Here is a 21,574-nt window from a genome sequence, read left to right as displayed (position 1 = left end):
TTTCCTTAGAAAACCGCTATATTTACAATTATACAGACCATCTGAGAAATATAGACTAAGCTATGCTAAAAACGGCACAGGAACAGAGTAATTGAGGAAAGTAATTATTATCCGTTTGGCCTGAAGCATGAGGAGTATAATAATCTGGAGGGAAATCCGAATTATCAGTATAAGTACAATGGAAACTTCCCATCAGGGATTTTTACAACTTTACTGAATGCAAAAGAATGGATAGAGAAACATTCATTAAATGGGATATTAAATAAATATCCTGTTGACATGGGAGTTTATAATTGGGCTATAAAAGAAAATTTTTTTACAATCCGAAATGAATACCAAAAAGAGTCTAAATTTATTCAAAGATTTACATGTGCATCAATGGAGCACTTTCATTTTGAAGATGGTAAATTAATTTAACTCTCAGCTGGCGCAAGCGTCACGCTTGTGCCATGAAAACAATATAGATTGAATCTTCTATAATATGATCAATAAGTATCCTTATCACTTGACTGTCGAAATATAATCTGTACGTCTACAATTGGAAATGTCGGCCCTACTTTTTACATTTGTAAGTAAACCTTACCTTTCGTATAATACACAAAAATAAACCCTCGCAACCTGCGAGGGTTTTATATTATAAAAAGCGTTCTGTTTTTTTATATGAATTCTATCCCAACCCCACAAAAAAACCACCGCCTCAGCAGTGGTTATATTTTAAATTATTCTGTCTGTTTAGAATGATACTTCATTCACTTCTTTGCCCCGCTGAAAATTCATTACTTTCTGGCTTCCCTTGTAAGAAACACTTACAACGTTGTTCTGCTTAGGGAAAGAGCTTAAAAGGATCGTGTTTTTAATCTTTAAGGTACTGATATCTGAAACACCTCCGGTTTCAAAGTATACCCATACAGTTTCTCCGTTGACCTGACTTCCCGTGAATGTAATCGTTTTCGGAGATCCGTTAACGTACACATCAAAGTTATTGTTCACATATTTTTTTACTTCTGCTTCAAATCCTGCAGTATTGGGATTTATTTTAATAGCATCAGAGATATGGTTGGTATTCATTTTTGTGGTAAACTTCAATGTTTTGCTTCCGTCTACATAATCCACTTTAGTCATTGAAGAGAAAAAGTCTACATACATAAAACTCATTAACACAAAAAATGTTAAAATTCCTGATATATATAAAAGTTTTTTCATCTTAATTAATAGATTTACAATCATACTTGCTTGTTATATAAGTCACAAATAATATGCCAATTAAAAATTAACATTCACAGAATATTTATCATAAAATGCTTTGATGTGGGCAACAGCCTCATCCGCAGTGTCTACGACTCTGTACAGGTCAAGATCATCCGCTGCAATCATACCTTCTTCCAGCAGTGTTGATTTGAACCAATCCAGCAGGCCGCCCCAGAATTGGCTTCCTACAAGAACAATCGGGAATTTTCCGATCTTATTGGTCTGAATCAGGGTAAGAGCTTCCGTAAGCTCATCCAGTGTTCCGAAACCGCCCGGCATTACTACAAATCCCTGGGAATATTTTACAAACATTACTTTTCTTACGAAGAAGTAATCGAAATTCATAGAATAGGATTTATTGATATACGGGTTGAAATGCTGTTCAAACGGCAAATCGATATTAAGCCCGATGGATCTTCCCTGAGCATTGAAAGCACCTTTGTTTCCTGCTTCCATGATTCCCGGTCCGCCTCCGGTAATAATTCCGAAGCCCAGTTTGGTGATTTTCTCAGCAATCTCCACGGCCATGGTGTAGTATTGGCTTTCAGGTTTCAGCCTTGCAGAACCGAAAATGGATACACACGGGCCTATTTTAGCCAGTTTTTCGTAGCCATCCACAAATTCCGCCATCACTTTGAAGACCATCCAGCTGTCTTTGGTAATGGTCTCATCCCAGGTTTTCTGCCTGAGGCTGTTGTGTAGTTTTGTTTCGTTAATATCAAGTTCCGGATTTACTAAACTCTCATCCCTGGTTCCATCCATTTCCATTGCAAAATTATTTAAAATGTTTTTCGGCCTCTGTTACAGACTCCGGTCTTCCTACATCCACCAGGATGCTGTCATGCACAAAGCCGTGAATATGCTCGGTCTGCATAAGGTCCAGATATTCTTCCATAACAGAAAATTTGCCTGTTCTTTTTATTTTTTCAAAGATAACGGGGTTAATGCAGTGAACGCCACTGAAGGCAAGAGCTTTGAAACCTTTGTTGAATTCCGCAAGTCTCTGTTCTCCGGTCTGCACATTCAGCCAGCCTCTCAGAACCATATCATCATTGAAAAGAAGTTTTCTCGAACTTTCACGGTCCGAAACCGCTAAAGTAGCAAAATCTTTTATCTTTTTGTGGTATTCCACCAGAGCGGTGATATTGATTTCCGTTAGAATATCTGCATTCATGATCAGAAAATCTTCCCCGTGATCAAGAAATTTTCTAGCAAAAATCAAGCCGCCTCCGGTTTCCAGCAGTTCTTCTCTTTCATCGGAGATTTCAATGCTGCATCCGAAATTACTGTTTTTATTTAGAAAGTCAACAATCTGATCTCCAAAATGATGAATGTTGATCACAAAATCTGTGATCCCGAAACTTTTCAGGTATCTGATATTCCTTTCTAAAAGCGGTACGCCATTTACTTTGGCCAATGCTTTTGGATGATGATCTGTAAAAGGTTTCAGTCTTGTTCCTTTTCCTGCTGCGAAAATGAGAGCTTTCATATAGTATGGGCAATAAGTGATGGATAATAGGTAATGAATAATCGTAAGTAAAAATTACTTATTGCTCATTAATGATTACCAATGTTCAGGTGGTGCTGTTCATCATGATGAAGACTTATTTCGGTACCTTCAGGATATTTTTCGCGGATGAATTCTGCAATTTTTATCGCCGAATATACAGATCTGTGCTGTCCTCCGGTACATCCGAAACTGATCTGAAGATTCTCAAACCCTCTTTCCAGGTAGTTATCGATATTGATTGATATGATGCTTTTTACCAGTTCAAGAAACTTAGGCATTTCAGTTTGGGTTTCCAGATATTCCTGAACACCGGGATCGTTTCCGGTCTGGATTTTATATTCCTCAATTCTTCCGGGATTCAGAATTCCTCTGCAGTCGAACGTAAAACCGCCGCCGTTGCCGGTATTGTCTTTGGGAATTCCTCCTTTTTTGTAGGAAAAGCTGTGTATGTCGATGTGTAGCATTTCTTCTTTTTTTATTTTTTTGAACCGTTAAGGTTTATTTTATTAAGTTGTAAGGAAAGTTAAGATTTTGATAATTTAAAATTATTCAGGAAGCTCTCTGCCATATTCGTTCACGAAAGGCTTCAAAGACCAGGTTATATGAAGTGTGAAAAAGTTAATCAGCACGTCTTGAGGTTTTTCAGAACCGTCACACAAATAAAAAGCTTCTTTTTGGGGCATAAAATCTTAGAATGCGTTTAAATTTAAGAATTTTAATTTTTATGAATAATCAATGTCCTGCTTATAAAATCTTTGATTTTTTACTGACCAACCTTAATCATAAAACTTCTTAATGGTTTAAAATCATATTAATTTTTACTTTCGTTTCTTCTGTCGCAAGCTGTTGTATCACTTTTTTCAGTTCAGGATAGTGGTCCATCTGTTCCCGGGATTCTGCAAACCGGGTAATATTTCTTATGCCGGTTTCCAGGCTGGCCAGGAAGTGCTGTTTCCGCTGAATAAGTCCCCGGAACCCGTAAGCACCCAGTACCTGAAGAAATCTCATCATCTGTAACGGTCTTACCGAGTTTTTTAGTTGAGATTGATTTTCGGGATTTTCAAACTGTGAAATATAGAAATCAAGCATTTCATTTTTAAAATCTTCGGGGAAATCTGCTTTGGCCTGGAAAAGAAAAGAGATGACATCATACATCAGCGGTCCTTTCATGGCAGACTGGTAATCGATGAAGGAAACCCGGTCATTTTCATCCACCATAATATTCCTGGCCTGAAAATCACGGATCATGATTCCTTTGGGTTCAAGGCTTTCAATAAGAGAAGCAATCTCTTTGAATTCTTTGAGTAAGGCCGATTTCCGGTATTCCAGCTCAAGAACATCCGCTACAAAGTTTTTAAAGTAATACAGATCGTGGATCACCGGAAGTTCATCATAACTTTCATATTCAAAAGTTTTTGAGAAATCAATCCTGTCCTGGGTAAGGATCTGAAGCTGAAAAAGTTTTTCCAGTGTCTGCCTGACAAGAGACTTGATACGGGCGGAAAGTCCTTCCTGAGCAATAAGCTCTGAAAGGGTATTTTGCCCGAGATATTCCTGAATATAGGTTTTCCGGTCCTCAGAAACAGCCAGTATCTTTGGCGTATTGAGGTTGAGCCCAGAGAAAACTTCAGAATAATAAAGGAAACTTTCATTTTCCGGGACATTGTCATTCCCTGTGATAATATATTTCCTGGTACCGGAAGCCGCCAGAATATTCACCCTCGCAGAGCCGCTCTGAGCAAGTACTGTTAATTCGGAAGATTTTTCACCCAGATAGTTTTCAAAAAATCGTTTTGCGTTTTCAGAAGTCATAATATGGAAACAAATATACTAATTTACAATGAGTAGGGAAGATTTGATGGGCACTGTTGTTTATATTGTATTGATGGGGGTAATTTTATTTGTTTTTCATAGATCGGTTACTTCTTTCTTCTGTTCCTGAAATTTTTAAGTTTTCTCTTTCATTTTCCCTCTAATTTTTATCTTTGCATTATGCTAAAGGACTTCAAGCCTGTTTTATTTATTCTGTTGAGATTCATCATCATCTATCTGGTGCTGCTTTTCGCCTATCAGTTTTATCTGAACAGCGGAAAAGAAAACGGTCTTGATCTTTTTTCAAGAATGATTGCCGGACAGGTAAGCAGCATTCAGAATGCGTTGGGTTTTCCTACACGCCTGTATGATGACATCAAAAACGAGCAGGTCTGGTTTTATGTAAAAAAAGACTATGCAACCAGAATGGTGGAAGGCTGTAATGCCGTTTCCGTAATGATCCTGTTTGCTGCTTTTGTATTTGCTTTTTTTAAAGGAGCAAAAACATTTCTGTTTGCTCTTGCCGGGCTCGTTTTATTATACGTGATGAACCTCATAAGAATTGCTGCCCTGAATATAGTAATGACTGACCATCCTGAATATGGGAAGATGTTTCATGATTTTGTTTTCCCGGCAGTTATTTACGGAACGGTGGTACTTCTCTGGCTGATATGGATTAAATTCTTTGCTTTAAGACATGAAAATTCTTAGCTGGCTTCTGGTTATAGCAGGGATCTGCGGTCTTACAGGGGTAAGAATGCTCGAGGAAAAGATCTTTTATGATCCTTTCCTGAATTATTTTCATGAAGCAAATAAAAATATAGAATTTCCACAGTTTGAATGGGGAAAGCTGATCATCTCCCATCTTTTCAGGTTTATGCTGAATCTGCTTTTTTCCTGTCTGATCATTCAGTGCCTTTTTAAAAAACGGAACTGGACGGTACAGGGTGCTCTGCTGATGATGATGATCTTTGTGATTACTTTCCCGATCTATCTTTACTGTATTGATGACCGTTTTGATATAGGCTATCTTTTTTCTTTTTATATGAGGCGGTTTGTGATCCAGCCTTTGGTGCTGCTGCTGATTGTTCCCGTATTTTATTACAGAAAGCAGTTGGAAGCGGGGAAGGATGCATAGCTTTTAATTGATCATTCTGCAGTATGTTTATCTATACTGGTGACATTTTCAGGTGTCCATGTCACACGTTTTACAAAATCTTTTTCGCGGACCGGACAGTCTTTGATCTGGCAGACCGGGCATGAGATGGTTTTACAGTCGTCCATATGAAAGTTAAATTCTATATTTCTCTTGATATTCCCGGCCAGAAGAATGATCATCTTCTCCATTTCATTGTGGGCATCGCGAAGGCTGTAATACCAGGGAAGGGTAATGTGGGCATCAATATGGAGGGAAGCGCCAAACTGCTGGATTTTCATGTTGTGAACATCAATCCATTCTGTTTTTCTGTTTTCTTCCAAAACCCTGATGATCTGATTGAGAAGCTCCGGATCCTGTTCATCCATAATCCCGCTCAGGGATTTTCTCACAATTTTATACCCTACAAAAATAATGTAAGCTCCAAAAACAAGAGCAACCGCTGAATCCAGCCAATAGATTTTAGTGAAATAAACCACGACTAAACTCACCACTACCCCCAGAGTGGTAATGGTATCAGACTGAAGGTGCTTTCCTGAAGAAACCAGTACCGCCGAATTTTCTGCCTTTCCTTTTTTAATGGAAATATAGCCAAGAAGATAGTTAACAACAGCTGTTGCCGTTATAATCCATATTCCCAGGTCCAGCTTATCCAGTGTTTTTCCAACAATAAGGCTGTGAATGCCTTCATAAATGATCATGATCCCGGCAATGGCAATTAATGCTCCTTCTATACCGGACGTAACAAACTCTACTTTTCCGTGACCATACGGATGGTCTTCGTCTTTAGGTTTTGCAGCAAGATAGAGAGAATAAAGGCCCATAAATGCACTGATAACATTCACGATACTTTCCATAGCATCTGAAAATACGGCATCTGAATTGGTGACTTTCCAGGCGATGATCTTCCCGATGAAAAGGATAATTCCGAAAACGGCAATAAGTTTCTGGAAGCCTATTTTATCTTTATTGTTTTGTTTCTTTCTGTCCATAGGTTTGATAAAAAAAAGAATCTCAATTCTGAGACTCTTTTTTATTTTGTTAGTTTAAACTAAGTTGTTGGCTGCTAAGTATTCTGCAATCTGTACAGCGTTCGTCGCTGCTCCTTTTCGCAGATTGTCTGCCACGATCCAGAGATTGAGCGTTTTGGGCTGTGAAAGATCCCGTCTTATCCTTCCTACAAAAACTTCATCTTTACCTTCGGAATACAGCGGCATTGGATATTCGTTGTTTTTTACGTTGTCCATTACAACCACACCCGGTGTTTCAGATAAGATTTTTCTTACTTCATCAAGATCGAACTCATTTTCAAATTCAATGTTTACACTTTCAGAATGTCCTCCCTGTACCGGAACCCTTACTGCGGTTGCCGTCAGGTTGAACGTATCATCTCCTAAAATTTTCTTAGGTTCTTTCATCAGCTTGATCTCTTCTTTCGTGTAATCATCATCGCTGAATACATCACAGTGTGGAAGAGCATTTTTAAAGATCTGATAAGGGTATACTTTGGCCACAGAATCATCTCCGCTGATCTCTGAATTCAACTGGTCCACGGCTGCTTTACCGGTTCCTGTTACCGATTGATAGGTAGATACAATCACTCTTTTAAGATCATATTTTTTATTCAAAGGTCCCAGTACCATCACCAGCTGAATGGTTGAACAGTTCGGATTGGCGATAATCTTGTCTTCTTTAGTCAGTACACCGGCATTGATTTCCGGAACAACCAGTTTTTTATCAGGATCCATTCTCCAGGCTGAAGAATTGTCGATCACTGTTGTTCCCGCTTCTGCAAAAAGAGGAGCAAATTCCAGGGAAGTGGAACCTCCGGCAGAGAAAATAGCAATATCAGGTTTGGCAGCTATAGCGTCCTTCATGCTTACAATCGTAAATTCCTTCTGTTTATACTTCACCTTCTTGCCTACAGATTTTTCGGATGCTACCGGAATTAATTCTGTTACAGGGAAGTTTCTCTCCTCCAAAACTTTAAGCATAACTTGTCCAACCATTCCTGTTGAACCTACTACAGCTACTTTCATTGATTTAATTAAAAAATTTAAAGATTAAACTATTAAAAAGTTAACTCATAAATGATAACTTATTTTTATATTTTAAGCCCCGAAGACTCTCGCCCACGGGAATGCGAATGCAAATAAACCTGCCGCAATAAGACCCATGATCACAATTCCCAAAGAAATCGTATCGTTGGATTTTACCTTTTTGTTGATGATGGTCATCAGTACTGCTGCAATAAGCATTGAAAACGGATGTTCCACATATTGGAATCTTAAATCTGCATTTTTCATTACAGATCCCATATCCATTCCTTTAGTGAAGTTGATCACCAGCATGATGATTCCCAACAGGAACTGGATGTGGAAGAAGATCATTGTAAAGAGCGTGGTCTTCTTCAAAAATTTGTTCACTTTGCCACTGAAGCCGAACATGGTTGCTAAAAGCGCAATAATAAATAATGCTACTAAAAGAAGCTCAAGATACCCGAATCCTTTGTGGGCATTAAGTAAAATTTTGTAAAAATCCATAATCAATTTTTTTGTACACAAATATAGCAAAAATCCCGGCGAAAAGCCGGGATGGATATTGATAAAATCTTATATTATGATCTTATTAGAATCTATATGAGACAGATGCAGACCATGTTCTTCCGAAACCGAAGAATACAAGGTTTGAAGTATCTAAGCCTTTATAGAAGTTTGCAGGATTGTTGATGTAAGCATTATATAGTTGCTGTGCCTGCTGATCAGTATTGGTAGATGTTTTGAAATCAGATAGTTCTTTAACATGGTTTGAAGACTTACCATCAGAGATATAAGTAGTGTCAAACAGGTTATAAACGTTACCCGTTACAATAAGTTTGCTTCCGTTGTTCAGGTTGAAAGCATACGATAAACCTAGATCGAAAAGGTTGTAGCTAGGCATTTTTAATGCTCCTTTTTCAGCCGCTTTTGGAATTACACCATTGTTGATGATAAAGTTTTGGTCAATGTTAAATGTACCGTATAAATTATCAGCATATCTCCACGTACTGAAAATGCTAAGCTGTTTTACCGGTTTTAAAGTAAATCCTAAAGCTGCGGTTGTTTGCGCTGCATCAGAAACTTTAATACCGTCTAACGCCAGCTGTACTGAGTTACTGTTCGTTTTAGGATCAGTGATAGCAACATTATTGTCATCGAATAATTCTCCAACAGGATTATTCTTGTATTTCCAGTTACCTATTGATAGCATACCGTTTAATTCCAGGTAATCTGTAACTTTATAGAATGCTTCGAATTCCGCTCCCATGTGAACTTCCTGTACCCCTAATAAATTTACATACGCTCTGGTTTGGTTATTTGGATTTGATGGGGTAGGCGTATTGATATTAACGTTGGTAACTCTCTGGAATCTGTCTTTCCAGGTAGTGTAGTACAGGTTTACATTGGCTCTGAAAGCAGAACTTCTGAATCCGTATCCTAGCTCTGCAGAAGCAATTTTTTCATTCTGAAGGTTAGAGTTTAATACCTGTTGGTTATTTGGATATACCGCATAGTTATTAGGCTGTTTAGAATAATAACCCATATTGGCAAAAACGTTATGCTGCTCGTTGATGTTATAGTTGATACCTGCTTTAACGTTATATCCCCAGATTCCTTTAAATCCGGTTTTAGTGTTCACAACCTGATTTTGTTGTTTTGTAACACCGTCTATTACCCAGTTGTCAATTCTCTGGAACTGCTGATTGGAAAGAGACCCCTGTAAAAATGCTGAAATGGCATCGTTTGAGTATTCCAACTGTCCGAAAGTTCCTAGCCACATTACTTCACCATTGAAGTTTCTGCTGGCAATCTGCGAATCATCTTTGATTGCTTTTACAAAAGGATTGGCAGAAGGCTTAGGATCATAAGATTGTGTAACAGAGTAGTATGGTGCTGCATTCAGGTTGCTGTTCTCACGATATTCTGAATTTCCTAACATTCCTGACACAAGGCCCGGGTGGTACCCGTAATAATATCTTCCGTCTAAACCTGCGGAGAAGTTCCAGTTAGAATTAATCTTATGCTGGAAGTTCGTTAAGAAGCCATACCAGTCATGGGAGTTAATATGTGATCTTCTTACAAGACCATTTTTTCTGCCAGCAATCCCTGGAGTTGGGTTAACAGGAGCTAATGTCCCGGCAGAATTTGTGAAATCGGGAATAGAAGCTCCCTGGTTCCACGCATAGATATCATCAAATCTGATTTGTCCTTCAGAATTTTTAAGCTTACTATTGTTGATATTACTTCCATTAATTTCTCCTAAGAAACCAGTTCCTCCACCTCTTCCCCAGGAAGCATATAATACGGTGGATAATTTAGATTTTTCCGAGATATTCCAGTCCCAGTTAATGGATGCTACGGGCTTGCTGTAAAAGTTAACAGACTGAGAGTAAACATCTCCTTTTAAATATCCCCAGTTAGGATTATACTTTCTGTTTGGCTCTCCGTCTTCACCATATTTAATAAAATCGGAAATTCTACTCTGATAGTTTTGCATGTGCCACTGAGGAGCCCCTGTAAAAGTAAACTGGAAATCATGCTTTTTATTAGGCTGGTAACCTAACGCGAAATAGTAGTTGTATGATTCAAAATCGGTTCCGTCAACATACATAGCTCCTGCAGTTCTTGACATTAAGAACGAAGAAGACCATCCTTTTGCTGATTTTCCTGTATTGTATGAAAATAAAGTTTTAAGATATCCGTCATTACCAAGTCCTACCGTAACGTTACCTTCTCTTTTTTTATCTGCAGCTCTTGTTAATACGTTAATAGTACCTCCAATAGATGCGATTGCCAATTTAGAAGACCCAAGACCTCTCTGTACCTGCATTGCAGAAGTTACATCAGATAGTCCTGCCCAGTTTGACCAGTAAACAGATCCGGATTCCATGTCGTTTACAGGAACACCGTTTATCATTACAGCAGTGTTGTTCATGTCAAATCCACGAACGTTAACTCTACCGTCTCCAAATCCACCGCCTCCTTTAGTTGCATAAATAGACGGAGTTGTGTTCAGGATCTCAGGGAATTCCTGGTTTCCTAATCTTTCAACAATCTGAGCTTCTTTAATTGTTGAAACTGCTACCGGAGTTTTTCTGTCTTTTGCAATATCGGCAACACCGGTTAATACAACCTGTTCAATGTCATTGGATTTGGCTTTTACCGTATCCTGAACCTGTTGAGCATAATAGACACTGGCTGTAGAAAGTGTGATTACTGCAGACAGCATCGATTTGTTGATTAATTTCATAATCGTTAGTAATAATTAGATTTAATTTTCTGCAAAATTCGCGAAATAAATTTTAACTATTATTAACTCAATGTTAATTTTTATTCAATCTTAATAATATTTAACTCGTTGATTTTCAATTTTATAAACAAAAATTGAATTTTTATATGAAAAAAATCATATTATTGAATTTTTAACAAACAAGGGGTGTTTTTATTAAAAATACAACGCTATTTCACGGCTTTGAGACTCAGATCGATATTCTCAGCCGAGTGAGTAAGGGCTCCGGCAGAGATAAAAGTAACTCCTGTGGAAGCAATTTCTTTTAACATATCACGGGTAATTCCACCGGATGCTTCAGATTCACATACCCCGTTAATCATTTCAACAGCCTGCTTCATTGTAGGTACATCCATATTATCCAGCATGATTCTGTCTGCTTTTGCATTGATTGCTTCCTGAACTTCATCAAGATTTCTTGTCTCTACCTCAATTTTAAGTTTTTTCTTATGGGTTTTGATGTAATCTTTAGCCATTTTTACCGCATTGGTAATGCTTCCGTTATAATCAATATGATTGTCTTTCAGCATGATCATATCATATAAACCGTATCTGTGATTGGTTCCGCCGCCAATGGCTACCGCCCATTTTTCACATATTCTGAAATTTGGGGTCGTTTTTCTTGTATCCAGAAGTTTGGTTTTTGTCCCTACCAGCCTTGAATCCCACTCGTGAGTCAGGGTGGCAATTCCGCTCATTCTCTGCATACAGTTCAGGATAAGTCTTTCGGTGGAAAGGATTGATCTTGCGCTTCCGGTTACGGTAAGGGCAATGTCTCCTGCTTTTGCAGGGGTCCCGTCTTTGATGAAGATTTCAACATTCAGGTTTCTGTCAAAAGTCTTAAAAATAAATTCAGCCAGTTCCACACCGGCCAGAATGCAGTCCTGTTTTACCAGAAGTTTTGCGCTCTGTATCAGGTCCTGGGGAATCGTGGAAAGGGTAGAGTGGTCGCCATCCTGAATGTCTTCTTCAAGGGCATTTTTTATAAATATTTTTAGTGCTTTATCTGTAACGTAGCTGGGTCTTTTCATTATCATATGGTTTAGGCTAGATCTTTATTGTAGAATGCTCCTTTATTTTCTTTCATTTCCATGGATTCGGTAATGATGAGATGGGCAACGGTGGTAAGGTTTCTTAATTCGGATAACTGAGGGGAAAGAATGGAGTAGCGGTAAATTTCATCCACTGCAGCCGCAATTTCCTGATGTTTCTGAAGTGCCATGTTCAGACGTTTGTTGCTTCTTACGATACCTACCAGATCGCTCATCATTTCCTGAAGCTGTTTTCTGAGATAGGTGACAATGACCATTTCGTCCATAATTTTCATGCCTTCTTCATTCCATTCGGGTACCGCTTTCAGATCATCGAAATTGAAATGATTTTCATTCAGCAGGGCTACGGTTTTCATTGCGGCATTGTGTCCGAAAACAAGGCCTTCGAGTAAGGAGTTGGAAGCGAGCCTGTTGGCTCCGTGGAGTCCGGAATTGGTACATTCGCCTACGGCGAAAAGGTTTCTGATGGAGGACTGCCCGTCTCTGTCTACTTCAATTCCGCCCATCAGATAATGGCAGGCAGGAACAACGGGGATCAGCTGGGTAAAAGGATCAATACCTTCGTCTTTACATTTTTTATAGATATTCGGGAAGTGTTCCAGGAACTTTTCGTGATCCATTTCACGGCAGTCAAGACCTACATATTCGTCTCCGGAAATCTTCATTTCGTTGTCGATGGCTCTGGCTACGATATCTCTTGAGGCCAGTTCTTCACGCTGGTCATATTTATGCATGAACTTTTCCCCTTTTCTGGTTCTTAATTTGGCTCCGTCACCACGTACCGCTTCTGAAATAAGAAAAAGCATACCGTCGATCTTGCTGTAAAGTGCCGTAGGGTGAAACTGGTAATACTGCATATTGGAGACCTTTCCTTTAGCCCGGGCTACAAAAGCGATTCCGTCACCGGTTGCTATGGTAGGATTGGTTGTGTTTTTATAAACATGTCCTGCTCCTCCGGTGGCTACCAGTGTAATTTTAGAGGTTATTTTCTTAATCTTTTTTGATTTTTCATCCAGAATGTAAGCTCCGTAGCAGTGGATGTCGCCTTCATTCAGCGGTTTTCCCGGAACGTGGTGCTGGGTGATGATATCTATAACGTAATGATGATCCAGAATTTCTATATTGGGGCTGCTGTTGGCCGTTGCCAGTAAGGCTCTTTCAATCTCGAAACCGGTAATGTCTTTATGGTGTACAATTCGGTTTTCTGTATGACCGCCTTCTCTTCCCAGTGCAAATTTTCCGTTTTTCATGTCGAAATTGGCTCCCCATTCCACAATTTCATTAAATCTTGCGGGAGCTTCCTTCACCACCATTTCTACGACATCGCGTTTATTTTCGCCATCGCCGGCACGCATGGTGTCTTCAATATGTTTGTCGAAATTATCGTTTTTGAAATCGGTGACCACAGCAAGACCGCCCTGCGCGTATTTCGTATTGCTCTCATCTTCGTCAGATTTGGTTACGATGATGATCCTGGCATCAGGAAGCTGTTCAGAAACTTTTATGGCATAAGAAAGTCCCGAAATGCCGGAACCAATTACTAATACATCCGCTTTTATCATATGCTTGCTTTAGGTACAAATCGTTTATTAAATAAATTTAAACAATTTTTCGTTTGGTTTTCGTACTTTTTTCATGTGCTGGAAATGATCTTCTTCAGAACGGTATCCCAAAGCGAGGGTAACCGTAACTTTTTCTGTTTCGGGATTGATGTTCAGAATTTCTTCTATAAGATCCTGACGGAAGCCTTCCATCGGACAGGAATCTATATTCTCAATAGCGGCGGCATACATCAGGTTGGCCAGAACGATATAGGATTGTTTTTCTGCCCAGGAGAAAATTTCATCCTGTGTTTTCTGGCTGATATGCTGGGTAATACTTTTTTTGAAAAGATCAAGGCTCTCCAGGGGAGTTTCCCTCACTTCGGAAATATGACTGAAATATCCCCGGATATAGTTTTCTTCAATAGTTTTCTTTGAAATGATCACAATGAGGTGTGAGCACGTGGAAATTTGAGAAGGATTATAGAAAGCCGGGATTAATTTCTGTTTCATTTCCTCACTTTCAACAACAAAGATCTTGTAAGGCTGAAGTCCCAGTGAACTGGCCGACAGTTTTCCCGATTCAAGAATGTTTTGCAGGGTTTCCTGAGGGATGATCTCGTGATTAAATTTCTTCACAGAATATCTTCTGCTTAAAGCTTCCAAATAATTCATAAGGCAAATTTAAGAATTGAAGATGAATAAAGCGTGTTTAAAATCAAATAAAAAATCACTCCGTTTAAGCGGAGTGATTTGAAATATTAAAACTGATAATGATGAATTATTCTCTATTCTTTACCATGATCCATCCTGAGAATTTAATTGGAGTACTGTTTTTGTTGTTTTCATTCCATGTTATCGAGTACCAGTAATTTCCGGTAGGTACTTTTTTGCTTCCGTTGGTCGTTCCGTCCCATCTGTACCTGTTGGTTTTATCTGCCTGGAAGAGCTTGTATCCGTATCTGTCGAATATTCCTATTTCCAGATTGAGTTTTCCGGCCAGTGCAGAGTAATCGATGGCATCATTTACGCCATCCCCGTTCGGGGTGATTACGTTAATGAGATTAGGAACGGTAATGTTAATAATGATAGGATCGCAATCGTAGCTGTCCTTAACGAATACTTTAGTTTCTCCTCTCGCCACATTGGTGAAGATATTGGAATCCTGCCAGTGTACGTTGTCCATAGAATACCGGTAAGGAGCGGTTCCGCCATTGGTGAAAACGGTAACTGTACTTCCTGAAATATCAATACTGGTGACTACCGGCTGTTCGGAGGCATACACTTTTACGGTCTGTTTGGTGATACATCCTGCTGTGTTTAATTTTACCCAGTAAGTTCCCACTCCTACATTACTGATAGACTGGGTGGTTGCTCCCGTGCTCCATTCGTAACCGTTAAATCCAGGCCCTGCATCCAGGGTTGTTTTATCTTCGATACAGATGATCTTGTCTTCCAAAACATTGGATTTTACCGGAGCAATAACTGTCAGGGTAACTTTTGCAATAGAGTAGCACCCCTGTGTGTTGAAGACTTTTACGTAGATTACACCGCTTGGGGCTGTGTAATTAAGAAAGTTTAAAATTTCATTGGTTCCGTCAAGGGCATCTGTAAGGGAAGGGTAGTATTTTTTAGTCGCTCCCGTTACTGTGGTTACAGTAGCATTGCTGAGGTTGAATGTTCCCAGTGAAGGATTGGCTTCCAGGAAGCATGATCTTAAAAAAGCATCTGTTACCGTTACAGTCGGATTAAGGCTTAATGTTATTTTGGATGTACTTACACATCCCTGAGGTGTGGTTACCTTTACAAATATAGTTGCAGGCCCCGAAGCATAGGCAGTGGGATTGGTGATCTGATTGATCCCTGCATTAAGATCATACATGGTGTTGTAGAACTCTTTGGTGCATCCCGGAATAGTGGTTACGGCTGCCGATGTAAGATCAAAAGTTGCAGTGCCTGCATTATTATTGTTGCAGCCTGTTAAGGTGGCGTTGTCCGCGGCAAACGGAGTAGGTTCCAGCTTTATGACACCGTCCCCGTTATCACAGAGTGTGGAGGTTGGGTCCTTGATGACTACTTTGATTGTTGTATTTCCGGTATACTGAAAACTGGAAGGATTGGCAATCGGAGTGGAGCTTCCCAGTATGTAATACGTGAAAACGTAGTTTCCGGGATTGTTTACAAACTGATTGCTAAAAGAGGTAAGATCTACAATACCGTTTCCTGTTGCAGGATTGGTGCAGACAAAAGGAGTTACGGTACTGTTGAGTATAGGAACTTTATCTACAAAAACTTTTACATTTTTAATGGAATGCCTGGCACTTGCACCTCCGGTAGCTGCCGAAAATCCAAAATATCCCTGAGACATACCAACCGCTCCTCCGGATGGGGCAAAAGACTGGTCAACAATCTGCACACCATTAATTTTTATCTTTATAATCCATCGGTCGGGATTGCTGAGATCTGTTTCTCCGTTTACTTCCACGTGTCTGAATTCCGGTCCTACAAAGGGCTGGGTGGGATTCAGATCGGGAGAGTGAAATGTACTCCCCGGGGTGGTGTTAAACTCGATATTGTTTCCGGTGGTATTGTTGGTTCCATACAAAATATGGACTTTGCTCATTTGTGCTTCTGTGGTATTGTTGAAAATATCAAACCCTACCATCAGCCCTGAAGCGTTTCCGGGAACTCCCAAACCTCCTCCTGAAACGAATCCGGTGGGTGGATTGGCAAGATACCAGAATGTGAAACCGTCCCCCCGTCCGAATTGAGTGGTTCCGTTTCCGTCAATTCTAAAATCGAACTCCACCTTCCATTTATCACAATAGCTCAGTGTAATGGGGGTGGCAAGTTTTATAGCTCCATACAGGCTGGTGTTATCTGTGGTAAGTCTTACAAAATCACCACTGACAGCTGCATTGGAAACGAGATCCCAACCGGTTGTATTTACAGGGTCGCCTGTAAGCTGGTAAGTCTGAGAAAACATTTTTCCTGAGAAGCCTAATAAAATTGTTAAATAATAAATAAGTAGTTTTCTTTTCATGAAGTGGATTAGTTTTGAGTTGTATTTGTAAATATATTTATTTTGTTCTGTAATATGTAATATATAATTGTCAATTGTATAATAAAAAATGTCAATTTGTCAACTAATTAAAGGTATATGTGGGAAATGAATAAATTGGCATTTGCTTTTTTGTTTCTTATAAATAATGCCGGTCTGTTTATAAAAAAATCACTCCAGGTGAGGAGTGATTTTCAGAGATAGTTATTCCCTGTTTTTTACCAATATCCAGCCGGAATATTTTATTGGAGTGTTGTTTTTATCATTTTCATTCCATGAGATACTGTACCAGTAAGTTCCGGTAAGGATCTTTTTCCCGGATGCAGTGCCATCCCATGTGAAATTTCTGATTTTGTCAGCTTCATACAGTTTATTGCCGTATCTGTCGTATACCGTGAAGACCAGGTTTTTCTTATATGCCAGTGCGGAATAGTCTATTACATCATTGATGTTGTCTCCGTTAGGAGTGATGGCATTGATCAGATTCGGAACGGTGATCTGTACAGCCACAGGTTCACAGTTGTAGAAATCTTTAATATATACCTTAGCTTCTCCTCTCTTCAGACCTGTGAAGATATTAGAATCCTGCCAGTTAATACCATCCAGTGAATACCTGTAAGGAGGGGTTCCTCCAGATGCATTCACCGTAACGGTTGTGTTGCTGATCTCAATACCTGTAATCACCGGGTTGGCAGAAGCAATAACTTTTACGAACTGAGTGGTAATACAGTCTCCTGTTTTTAATCTTACCCAGTACTGGCCGACACCTACTCCCTGGATGGACTGTGTTTTCGCTCCTGTGCTCCATTCGTAGCCGTCAAAGCCAGGGCCTGCATCAAGGTTGGTTCTGGCATCCACACAGATGATCTTATCCTTTAAGACGGATGATCTTACCGGAGGAAGTACCACGAGATTTACTTTTGCAATTGCAAAACATCCGTTGGCATCTGTAACCTTTACAAATACAGCAGTGCTGGCTGACATGTACTGATTGGGGTTCATGATCTCGTTTGTTCCGTCCAGCGCATTGGCAATACTTGTATAATATTTTTTAGGAGGATTGGTTAATGAAGTGACATCAGCTGAAGTAAGGTCAAATATAGCGTTGGTAACATTGGTTTCTATAAAACATGATTCCAGGGTGGCTTCTTTTACAGGTGTTTCAGGGTAAAACGTAAGGCTGATTTTAGCTGTTCCGGTACATCCCTGAGGAGTGGTTACTTTTACATATACGGTTCCTGCAGCAGACAGATAGCTGGAAGGGTTCTGAATCTCGTTGGTCCCGGCATTTAGGTCATTGAGGGTACGGTAATATTTCTTTGTTACACCCGGGACATTTGTTACATCGGCGGAATTAAGATTGAATGTCGCTTTTCCTGCTTTGTTGTTATTACATGCAATAAGGGTTTTGTCATTAGCGGTGAAAGGTGCGAGCACCAGCTGAATTTTTCCGTCCGGGTTGTCGCACAGTACGCCGGCATTGTCTTTTACAATAACAGTAACGGTTGTATTGGCGTTGAACTGGTAATTGGTAGGATTGGTTATCGGTGTTGATCCCTGTACATAAGTGAAGGTATAGGCAGATGGATTGCTCACAAACTGCGAATTGAAAGTCGTTAAATTTACTGAAGCATATCCTGTTGTGGGATTCGGACAGTAAGACTGGGTAGCAGTAGGCTGTAAAATAGGGACTTTGTCTGTATAGATTTTTACATTTTTAATGGAATGTCTGGATCTTGCGCCTCCGGTGGATGCCGAGAATCCGAAATATCCTATCGTCATCGCCGCCGCGGTACCTGACGGTGCAAAAGACTGGTTGCAGATGACATTATTATCGATTTTTATCTGTACGATCCAGTTGGTGGGAGTGGCCGGGTCTACCTGTGCTGTTACTTCAACGTGTTTAAAGGTAGTTCCCTGAAAAGGCTGGGTTGTGTTCAGGTCCGGCGAGTGAAAAGAACTTCCCGGAACATTAAAAAACTCTACGTTGTTGGTGTCGCTTGTATTGGCAACCTGCCCGTAAGCAACATGCACTTTGCTCATGGTAGCCGTAGTGGTATTGTTGTAGGTGTCGAAACCAACAATAAAGCCCACTGCGTTTTGGGAAACTCCGAGACCGGAGCCTAAAATACTTGCTACGGGAGGGTTGGCGAGATACCAGAATGCGATTCCGTCTCCGTTGGATGTCTGGTTGGAGTCCATTCTGAAGTCAAACTCTACTCTCCATTTATCACAATATTTCAGGTTGATAGGGTCGTTCAGCCTGATCGATCCGGACTGGTTGTTGGTGTCCGGGGTAAGCTGTATGAAATCTCCATTCACCTGAGTTGGTGAAACCATTGTCCATCCTGTGGTACTTACCGGATTTCCAGCCAGTTGGTAGGTTTGGGAAAATACACCTCCCGGTAAAAAACACAGCAGGAAAAGAATATAAGACAATAAATTTTTATTCATTGAATCAGATTTACTATTATTAGATGTGTAAATATATTAAATCCTGATTAATAAATATAATGTTAATTTTACTTATAATGATATAAAATATGCAAAATATAGTTGAAGCTTAAACAAAATAGTAAATGTTTTTAAATGGAGTTTAGAATTGATAAAAATTAAATCAGAAAAGAGTATGATTTTCCGGTCCTTCAAAAAAAGTATCGATTTCCAGATCTGTGGAAGCTGCTGCTGCAACGGCTAGTTTATCGCATAATTCATTCTCAAAATGTCCGGCATGTCCTTTTATCCAGTGCATTTTTGGGGTATGTATTTTATAAAGTTCCGCAAACCTTTTCCAGAGATCCGGGTTTTTTACATTTTTCCAGCCTCTTTTAATCCAGCCTGAAAGCCAGTTCTGATTGATGGCATCTGCCACATATTTACTGTCTGTATAAACGTGGATATCATTTTCCGTTGATTTCAGTTTTTCCAGAGCAGTAATTACGGCAAGGAGTTCCATCCTGTTGTTGGTGGTCTTTCTGAAACCTTTGGAAAAAGTTTTCTGGTAATTTTTTTCAGGTACGCGCATGAGAATACCGTATCCTCCTTTTCCGGGATTTCCGCTGCAGGCTCCGTCAGTGTATATTTCGATTTTCAAAAGCTTAAAACATTTAAATAAAACAATACTTCTGATTCCTGAACATTTGGAGAGTGCTAAGAATCGGGATCATTGATTAAAAATCAGAACGGAAAATCATCATCATCATCAAAATCATTCATGGATGATCCTGATAGTTTTGAGCTGTCCGGAAGATCAAACGCAGCACCTGGCTGGATCGTGGTTTTTATCCTGTCGAATCCGCTTGGTTCTCCGGACCCGAAATTAGAAGGATATCCTCCTGCACCTCCGTCAAGGGCAGCCTCAATATCTCCGAATTTTGCAAAATGTTTAAGGAAAGATAATCTTACATCTGCGGTTGCACCATTTCTGTGTTTGGCGATGATCAGTTCTGCCTGGTTTTCGGTAGAGGTTTCCTGGCCTTCTTCATCATTATCCCATACGGCAATTTTATAATATTCGGGTCTGAAAATAAATGAAACGATATCCGCATCCTGCTCAATCGCACCGGATTCTCTAAGGTCGGAAAGCTGAGGTCTTTTTCCGGGACGGGTTTCCACGCTTCGTGAAAGCTGGGAAAGTGCAATTACCGGGACGTTTAATTCTTTTGCGATAGCCTTTAATGAACGGGAGATCATAGAGATTTCCTGTTCACGGTTTCCTGCTCCTTTCCCGCCGCTGCCGGCCGTCATCAGCTGAAGGTAGTCCACCATGATGAGCCTTACCCCATGCTGCATAACCAGTCTTCTGCATTTGGCGCGGAAGTCGAATATAGACAGGGAAGGGGTTTCATCAATATAAAGCGGTGCATTCTCCAGTTCGGATACATTGGAGAATAACCTCTGCCATTCTTCATCATCAAGGGTTCCCTTTCTCAGTTTTTCGGATGAAATTCTGGTTTCAGAAGCAATCATTCTGGTGATGAGCTGTACGGATGCCATCTCGAGAGAGAATAACGCCATCGGTATTTTATGTCCTACCGCAATATTTCTTGCCATAGAAAGAAGGAAAGCGGTTTTACCCATCGCCGGACGCGCAGCAATAATAATAAGGTCGGAATTCTGCCAGCCTCCCGTTTCTTTATCCACATCCCTGAATCCGGACGGAACTCCCGAAAGTCCCTGTTTATCTTTCAGGGATTTGATGGTATCGATGGCCTGTTTTACCAGTGAATTGGCGGTATCAAAACCTTTTTTGATCGTTCCGTTGGTGATTTCAAAGAAGGATTGTTCGGCTTTGTCTAAAAGTTCAAATACATCAGTAGATTCTTTATAGGAAGAATCGATTACGTTGGCTGAAACATTGATCAGACTTCTTAAAATGTATTTTTCAAGAATAACACGTACATGGTATTCAATGTGGGCAGATGAACTTACTCCCATTGTCAGGTCGATGATATAATGATCACCCCCTGCCGGAATGAGCTTATCCGTTTTCTTCAGATCCTGGATAATGGTCATTAAGTCTACGGGATGGTTGCCTTCGTAGAGTTTTAATATCGAAGAAAAGATAATCTGATGTCTTGGGTCGTAAAAAACTTCCGGAGTAAGAAGGTCAATAGAATGGTCCAGACCTTTTTTGTCAATTAAAAAAGTTCCGATCACCAGTCTTTCGAAGTCTACTGCATTAGGAGGCATTTTCCCATCCGCAATTGACAGTTCTTTTGCAAAGTTTCCGTGGGTAAGGGATGATAATGTTTCTTTCTGCGCCATGGTGCAAAGATAGTTTATTTAAAAAATAATTTAAAATGAGTATTCAACAAATTGTTCGCAAACTTCCGGAACAGGCTGTCAACAGAAGGTAAAGGGTGT

At 39.9% G+C, this 21,574-nt stretch carries 19 protein-coding genes; 3 read left to right on the top strand and 16 right to left on the bottom strand.

The genetic code is table 11. The features are described 5' to 3' along the window. Positions 1-198: 198 nt before the first annotated feature. On the top strand, positions 199-417 hold the full coding sequence (locus AC106S_RS22070) for a DUF7710 domain-containing protein (protein WP_482442009.1): 219 nt from the start codon (positions 199-201) through the stop codon (positions 415-417). A 315-nt stretch (positions 418-732) separates the two neighbouring features. Here the strand turns inward: AC106S_RS22070 and AC106S_RS22065 are convergent, their stop codons facing one another. The 5 genes from AC106S_RS22065 to AC106S_RS22045 form a co-directional block, all read right to left on the bottom strand. Further along, positions 733-1,203: a DUF6702 family protein gene (locus AC106S_RS22065; protein ID WP_482441992.1), complete on the bottom strand. Its 471-nt coding sequence runs from the start codon at positions 1,201-1,203 to the stop codon at positions 733-735. A gap of 60 nt (positions 1,204-1,263) precedes the next feature. Further along, a complete protein-coding gene (locus AC106S_RS22060; RefSeq protein WP_482441991.1) occupies positions 1,264-2,016 on the bottom strand; it encodes an LOG family protein in 753 nt (250 codons plus the stop codon). 7 nt (positions 2,017-2,023) lie between these two features. Continuing rightward, positions 2,024-2,737: a nucleotidyltransferase family protein gene (locus tag AC106S_RS22055; protein WP_482441990.1), complete on the bottom strand. Its 714-nt coding sequence runs from the start codon at positions 2,735-2,737 to the stop codon at positions 2,024-2,026. 68 nt (positions 2,738-2,805) lie between these two features. Next, on the bottom strand, positions 2,806-3,222 hold the full coding sequence (locus AC106S_RS22050; protein ID WP_482441989.1) for a RapZ C-terminal domain-containing protein: 417 nt from the start codon (positions 3,220-3,222) through the stop codon (positions 2,806-2,808). Positions 3,223-3,550: 328 nt separating this feature from the next. Continuing rightward, positions 3,551-4,570: an aminoglycoside phosphotransferase family protein gene (locus tag AC106S_RS22045; protein WP_482441988.1), complete on the bottom strand. Its 1,020-nt coding sequence runs from the start codon at positions 4,568-4,570 to the stop codon at positions 3,551-3,553. A 180-nt stretch (positions 4,571-4,750) separates the two neighbouring features. Between AC106S_RS22045 and xrtF the strand changes: the two genes are divergently transcribed. Beyond that, a complete protein-coding gene (gene xrtF, locus AC106S_RS22040; protein WP_482441987.1) occupies positions 4,751-5,281 on the top strand; it encodes an exosortase family protein XrtF in 531 nt (176 codons plus the stop codon). Next, entirely contained in the window at positions 5,268-5,708 is a 441-nt protein-coding gene (locus tag AC106S_RS22035; protein ID WP_482441985.1) for an exosortase F system-associated membrane protein, read from the top strand. Before xrtF ends, AC106S_RS22035 begins: the two co-directional genes overlap by 14 nt. Before the next feature lie 11 nt (positions 5,709-5,719). Here AC106S_RS22035 and AC106S_RS22030 read toward each other — a convergent pair whose 3' ends face one another. From AC106S_RS22030 to dnaB, 11 genes are all read right to left on the bottom strand, one after another. Continuing rightward, positions 5,720-6,718 (bottom strand): cation diffusion facilitator family transporter, encoded by a 999-nt coding sequence (locus tag AC106S_RS22030; RefSeq protein WP_482441984.1) that lies wholly within the window; start codon positions 6,716-6,718, stop codon positions 5,720-5,722. A 54-nt stretch (positions 6,719-6,772) separates the two neighbouring features. Further along, positions 6,773-7,765: an aspartate-semialdehyde dehydrogenase gene (locus AC106S_RS22025; RefSeq protein ID WP_482441983.1), complete on the bottom strand. Its 993-nt coding sequence runs from the start codon at positions 7,763-7,765 to the stop codon at positions 6,773-6,775. Positions 7,766-7,837: 72 nt separating this feature from the next. Beyond that, a complete protein-coding gene (locus AC106S_RS22020) occupies positions 7,838-8,269 on the bottom strand; it encodes a hypothetical protein (protein ID WP_309427948.1) in 432 nt (143 codons plus the stop codon). Positions 8,270-8,354: 85 nt separating this feature from the next. Beyond that, positions 8,355-11,015: a TonB-dependent receptor gene (locus AC106S_RS22015; protein ID WP_482441982.1), complete on the bottom strand. Its 2,661-nt coding sequence runs from the start codon at positions 11,013-11,015 to the stop codon at positions 8,355-8,357. Between the two features lie 209 nt (positions 11,016-11,224). Then, positions 11,225-12,085 (bottom strand): carboxylating nicotinate-nucleotide diphosphorylase, encoded by an 861-nt coding sequence (gene nadC / locus AC106S_RS22010; protein WP_482441981.1) that lies wholly within the window; start codon positions 12,083-12,085, stop codon positions 11,225-11,227. Between the two features lie 11 nt (positions 12,086-12,096). Next, entirely contained in the window at positions 12,097-13,668 is a 1,572-nt protein-coding gene (gene nadB / locus AC106S_RS22005; RefSeq protein WP_482441979.1) for an L-aspartate oxidase, read from the bottom strand. 27 nt (positions 13,669-13,695) lie between these two features. Then, on the bottom strand, positions 13,696-14,322 hold the full coding sequence (locus AC106S_RS22000) for an NAD(P)H-dependent oxidoreductase (protein WP_482441977.1): 627 nt from the start codon (positions 14,320-14,322) through the stop codon (positions 13,696-13,698). A 106-nt stretch (positions 14,323-14,428) separates the two neighbouring features. Further along, positions 14,429-16,690 (bottom strand): T9SS type B sorting domain-containing protein, encoded by a 2,262-nt coding sequence (locus AC106S_RS21995; RefSeq protein ID WP_482441975.1) that lies wholly within the window; start codon positions 16,688-16,690, stop codon positions 14,429-14,431. Between the two features lie 222 nt (positions 16,691-16,912). Further along, complete coding sequence (locus tag AC106S_RS21990; protein WP_482441973.1) at positions 16,913-19,162, bottom strand: T9SS type B sorting domain-containing protein; 2,250 nt, start codon at positions 19,160-19,162, stop codon at positions 16,913-16,915. Between the two features lie 163 nt (positions 19,163-19,325). Then, complete coding sequence (gene rnhA, locus AC106S_RS21985) at positions 19,326-19,802, bottom strand: ribonuclease HI (protein ID WP_482441972.1); 477 nt, start codon at positions 19,800-19,802, stop codon at positions 19,326-19,328. A gap of 83 nt (positions 19,803-19,885) precedes the next feature. Beyond that, on the bottom strand, positions 19,886-21,475 hold the full coding sequence (gene dnaB / locus AC106S_RS21980; RefSeq protein ID WP_482441970.1) for a replicative DNA helicase: 1,590 nt from the start codon (positions 21,473-21,475) through the stop codon (positions 19,886-19,888). Positions 21,476-21,574: the final 99 nt, after the last annotated feature.

It is taken from the genome of Chryseobacterium sp. FR054, assembly GCF_056844565.1.
The sequence above is the reverse complement of the archived record's forward strand: the minus strand, read 5'-3'. Positions and strand labels throughout refer to the sequence as shown.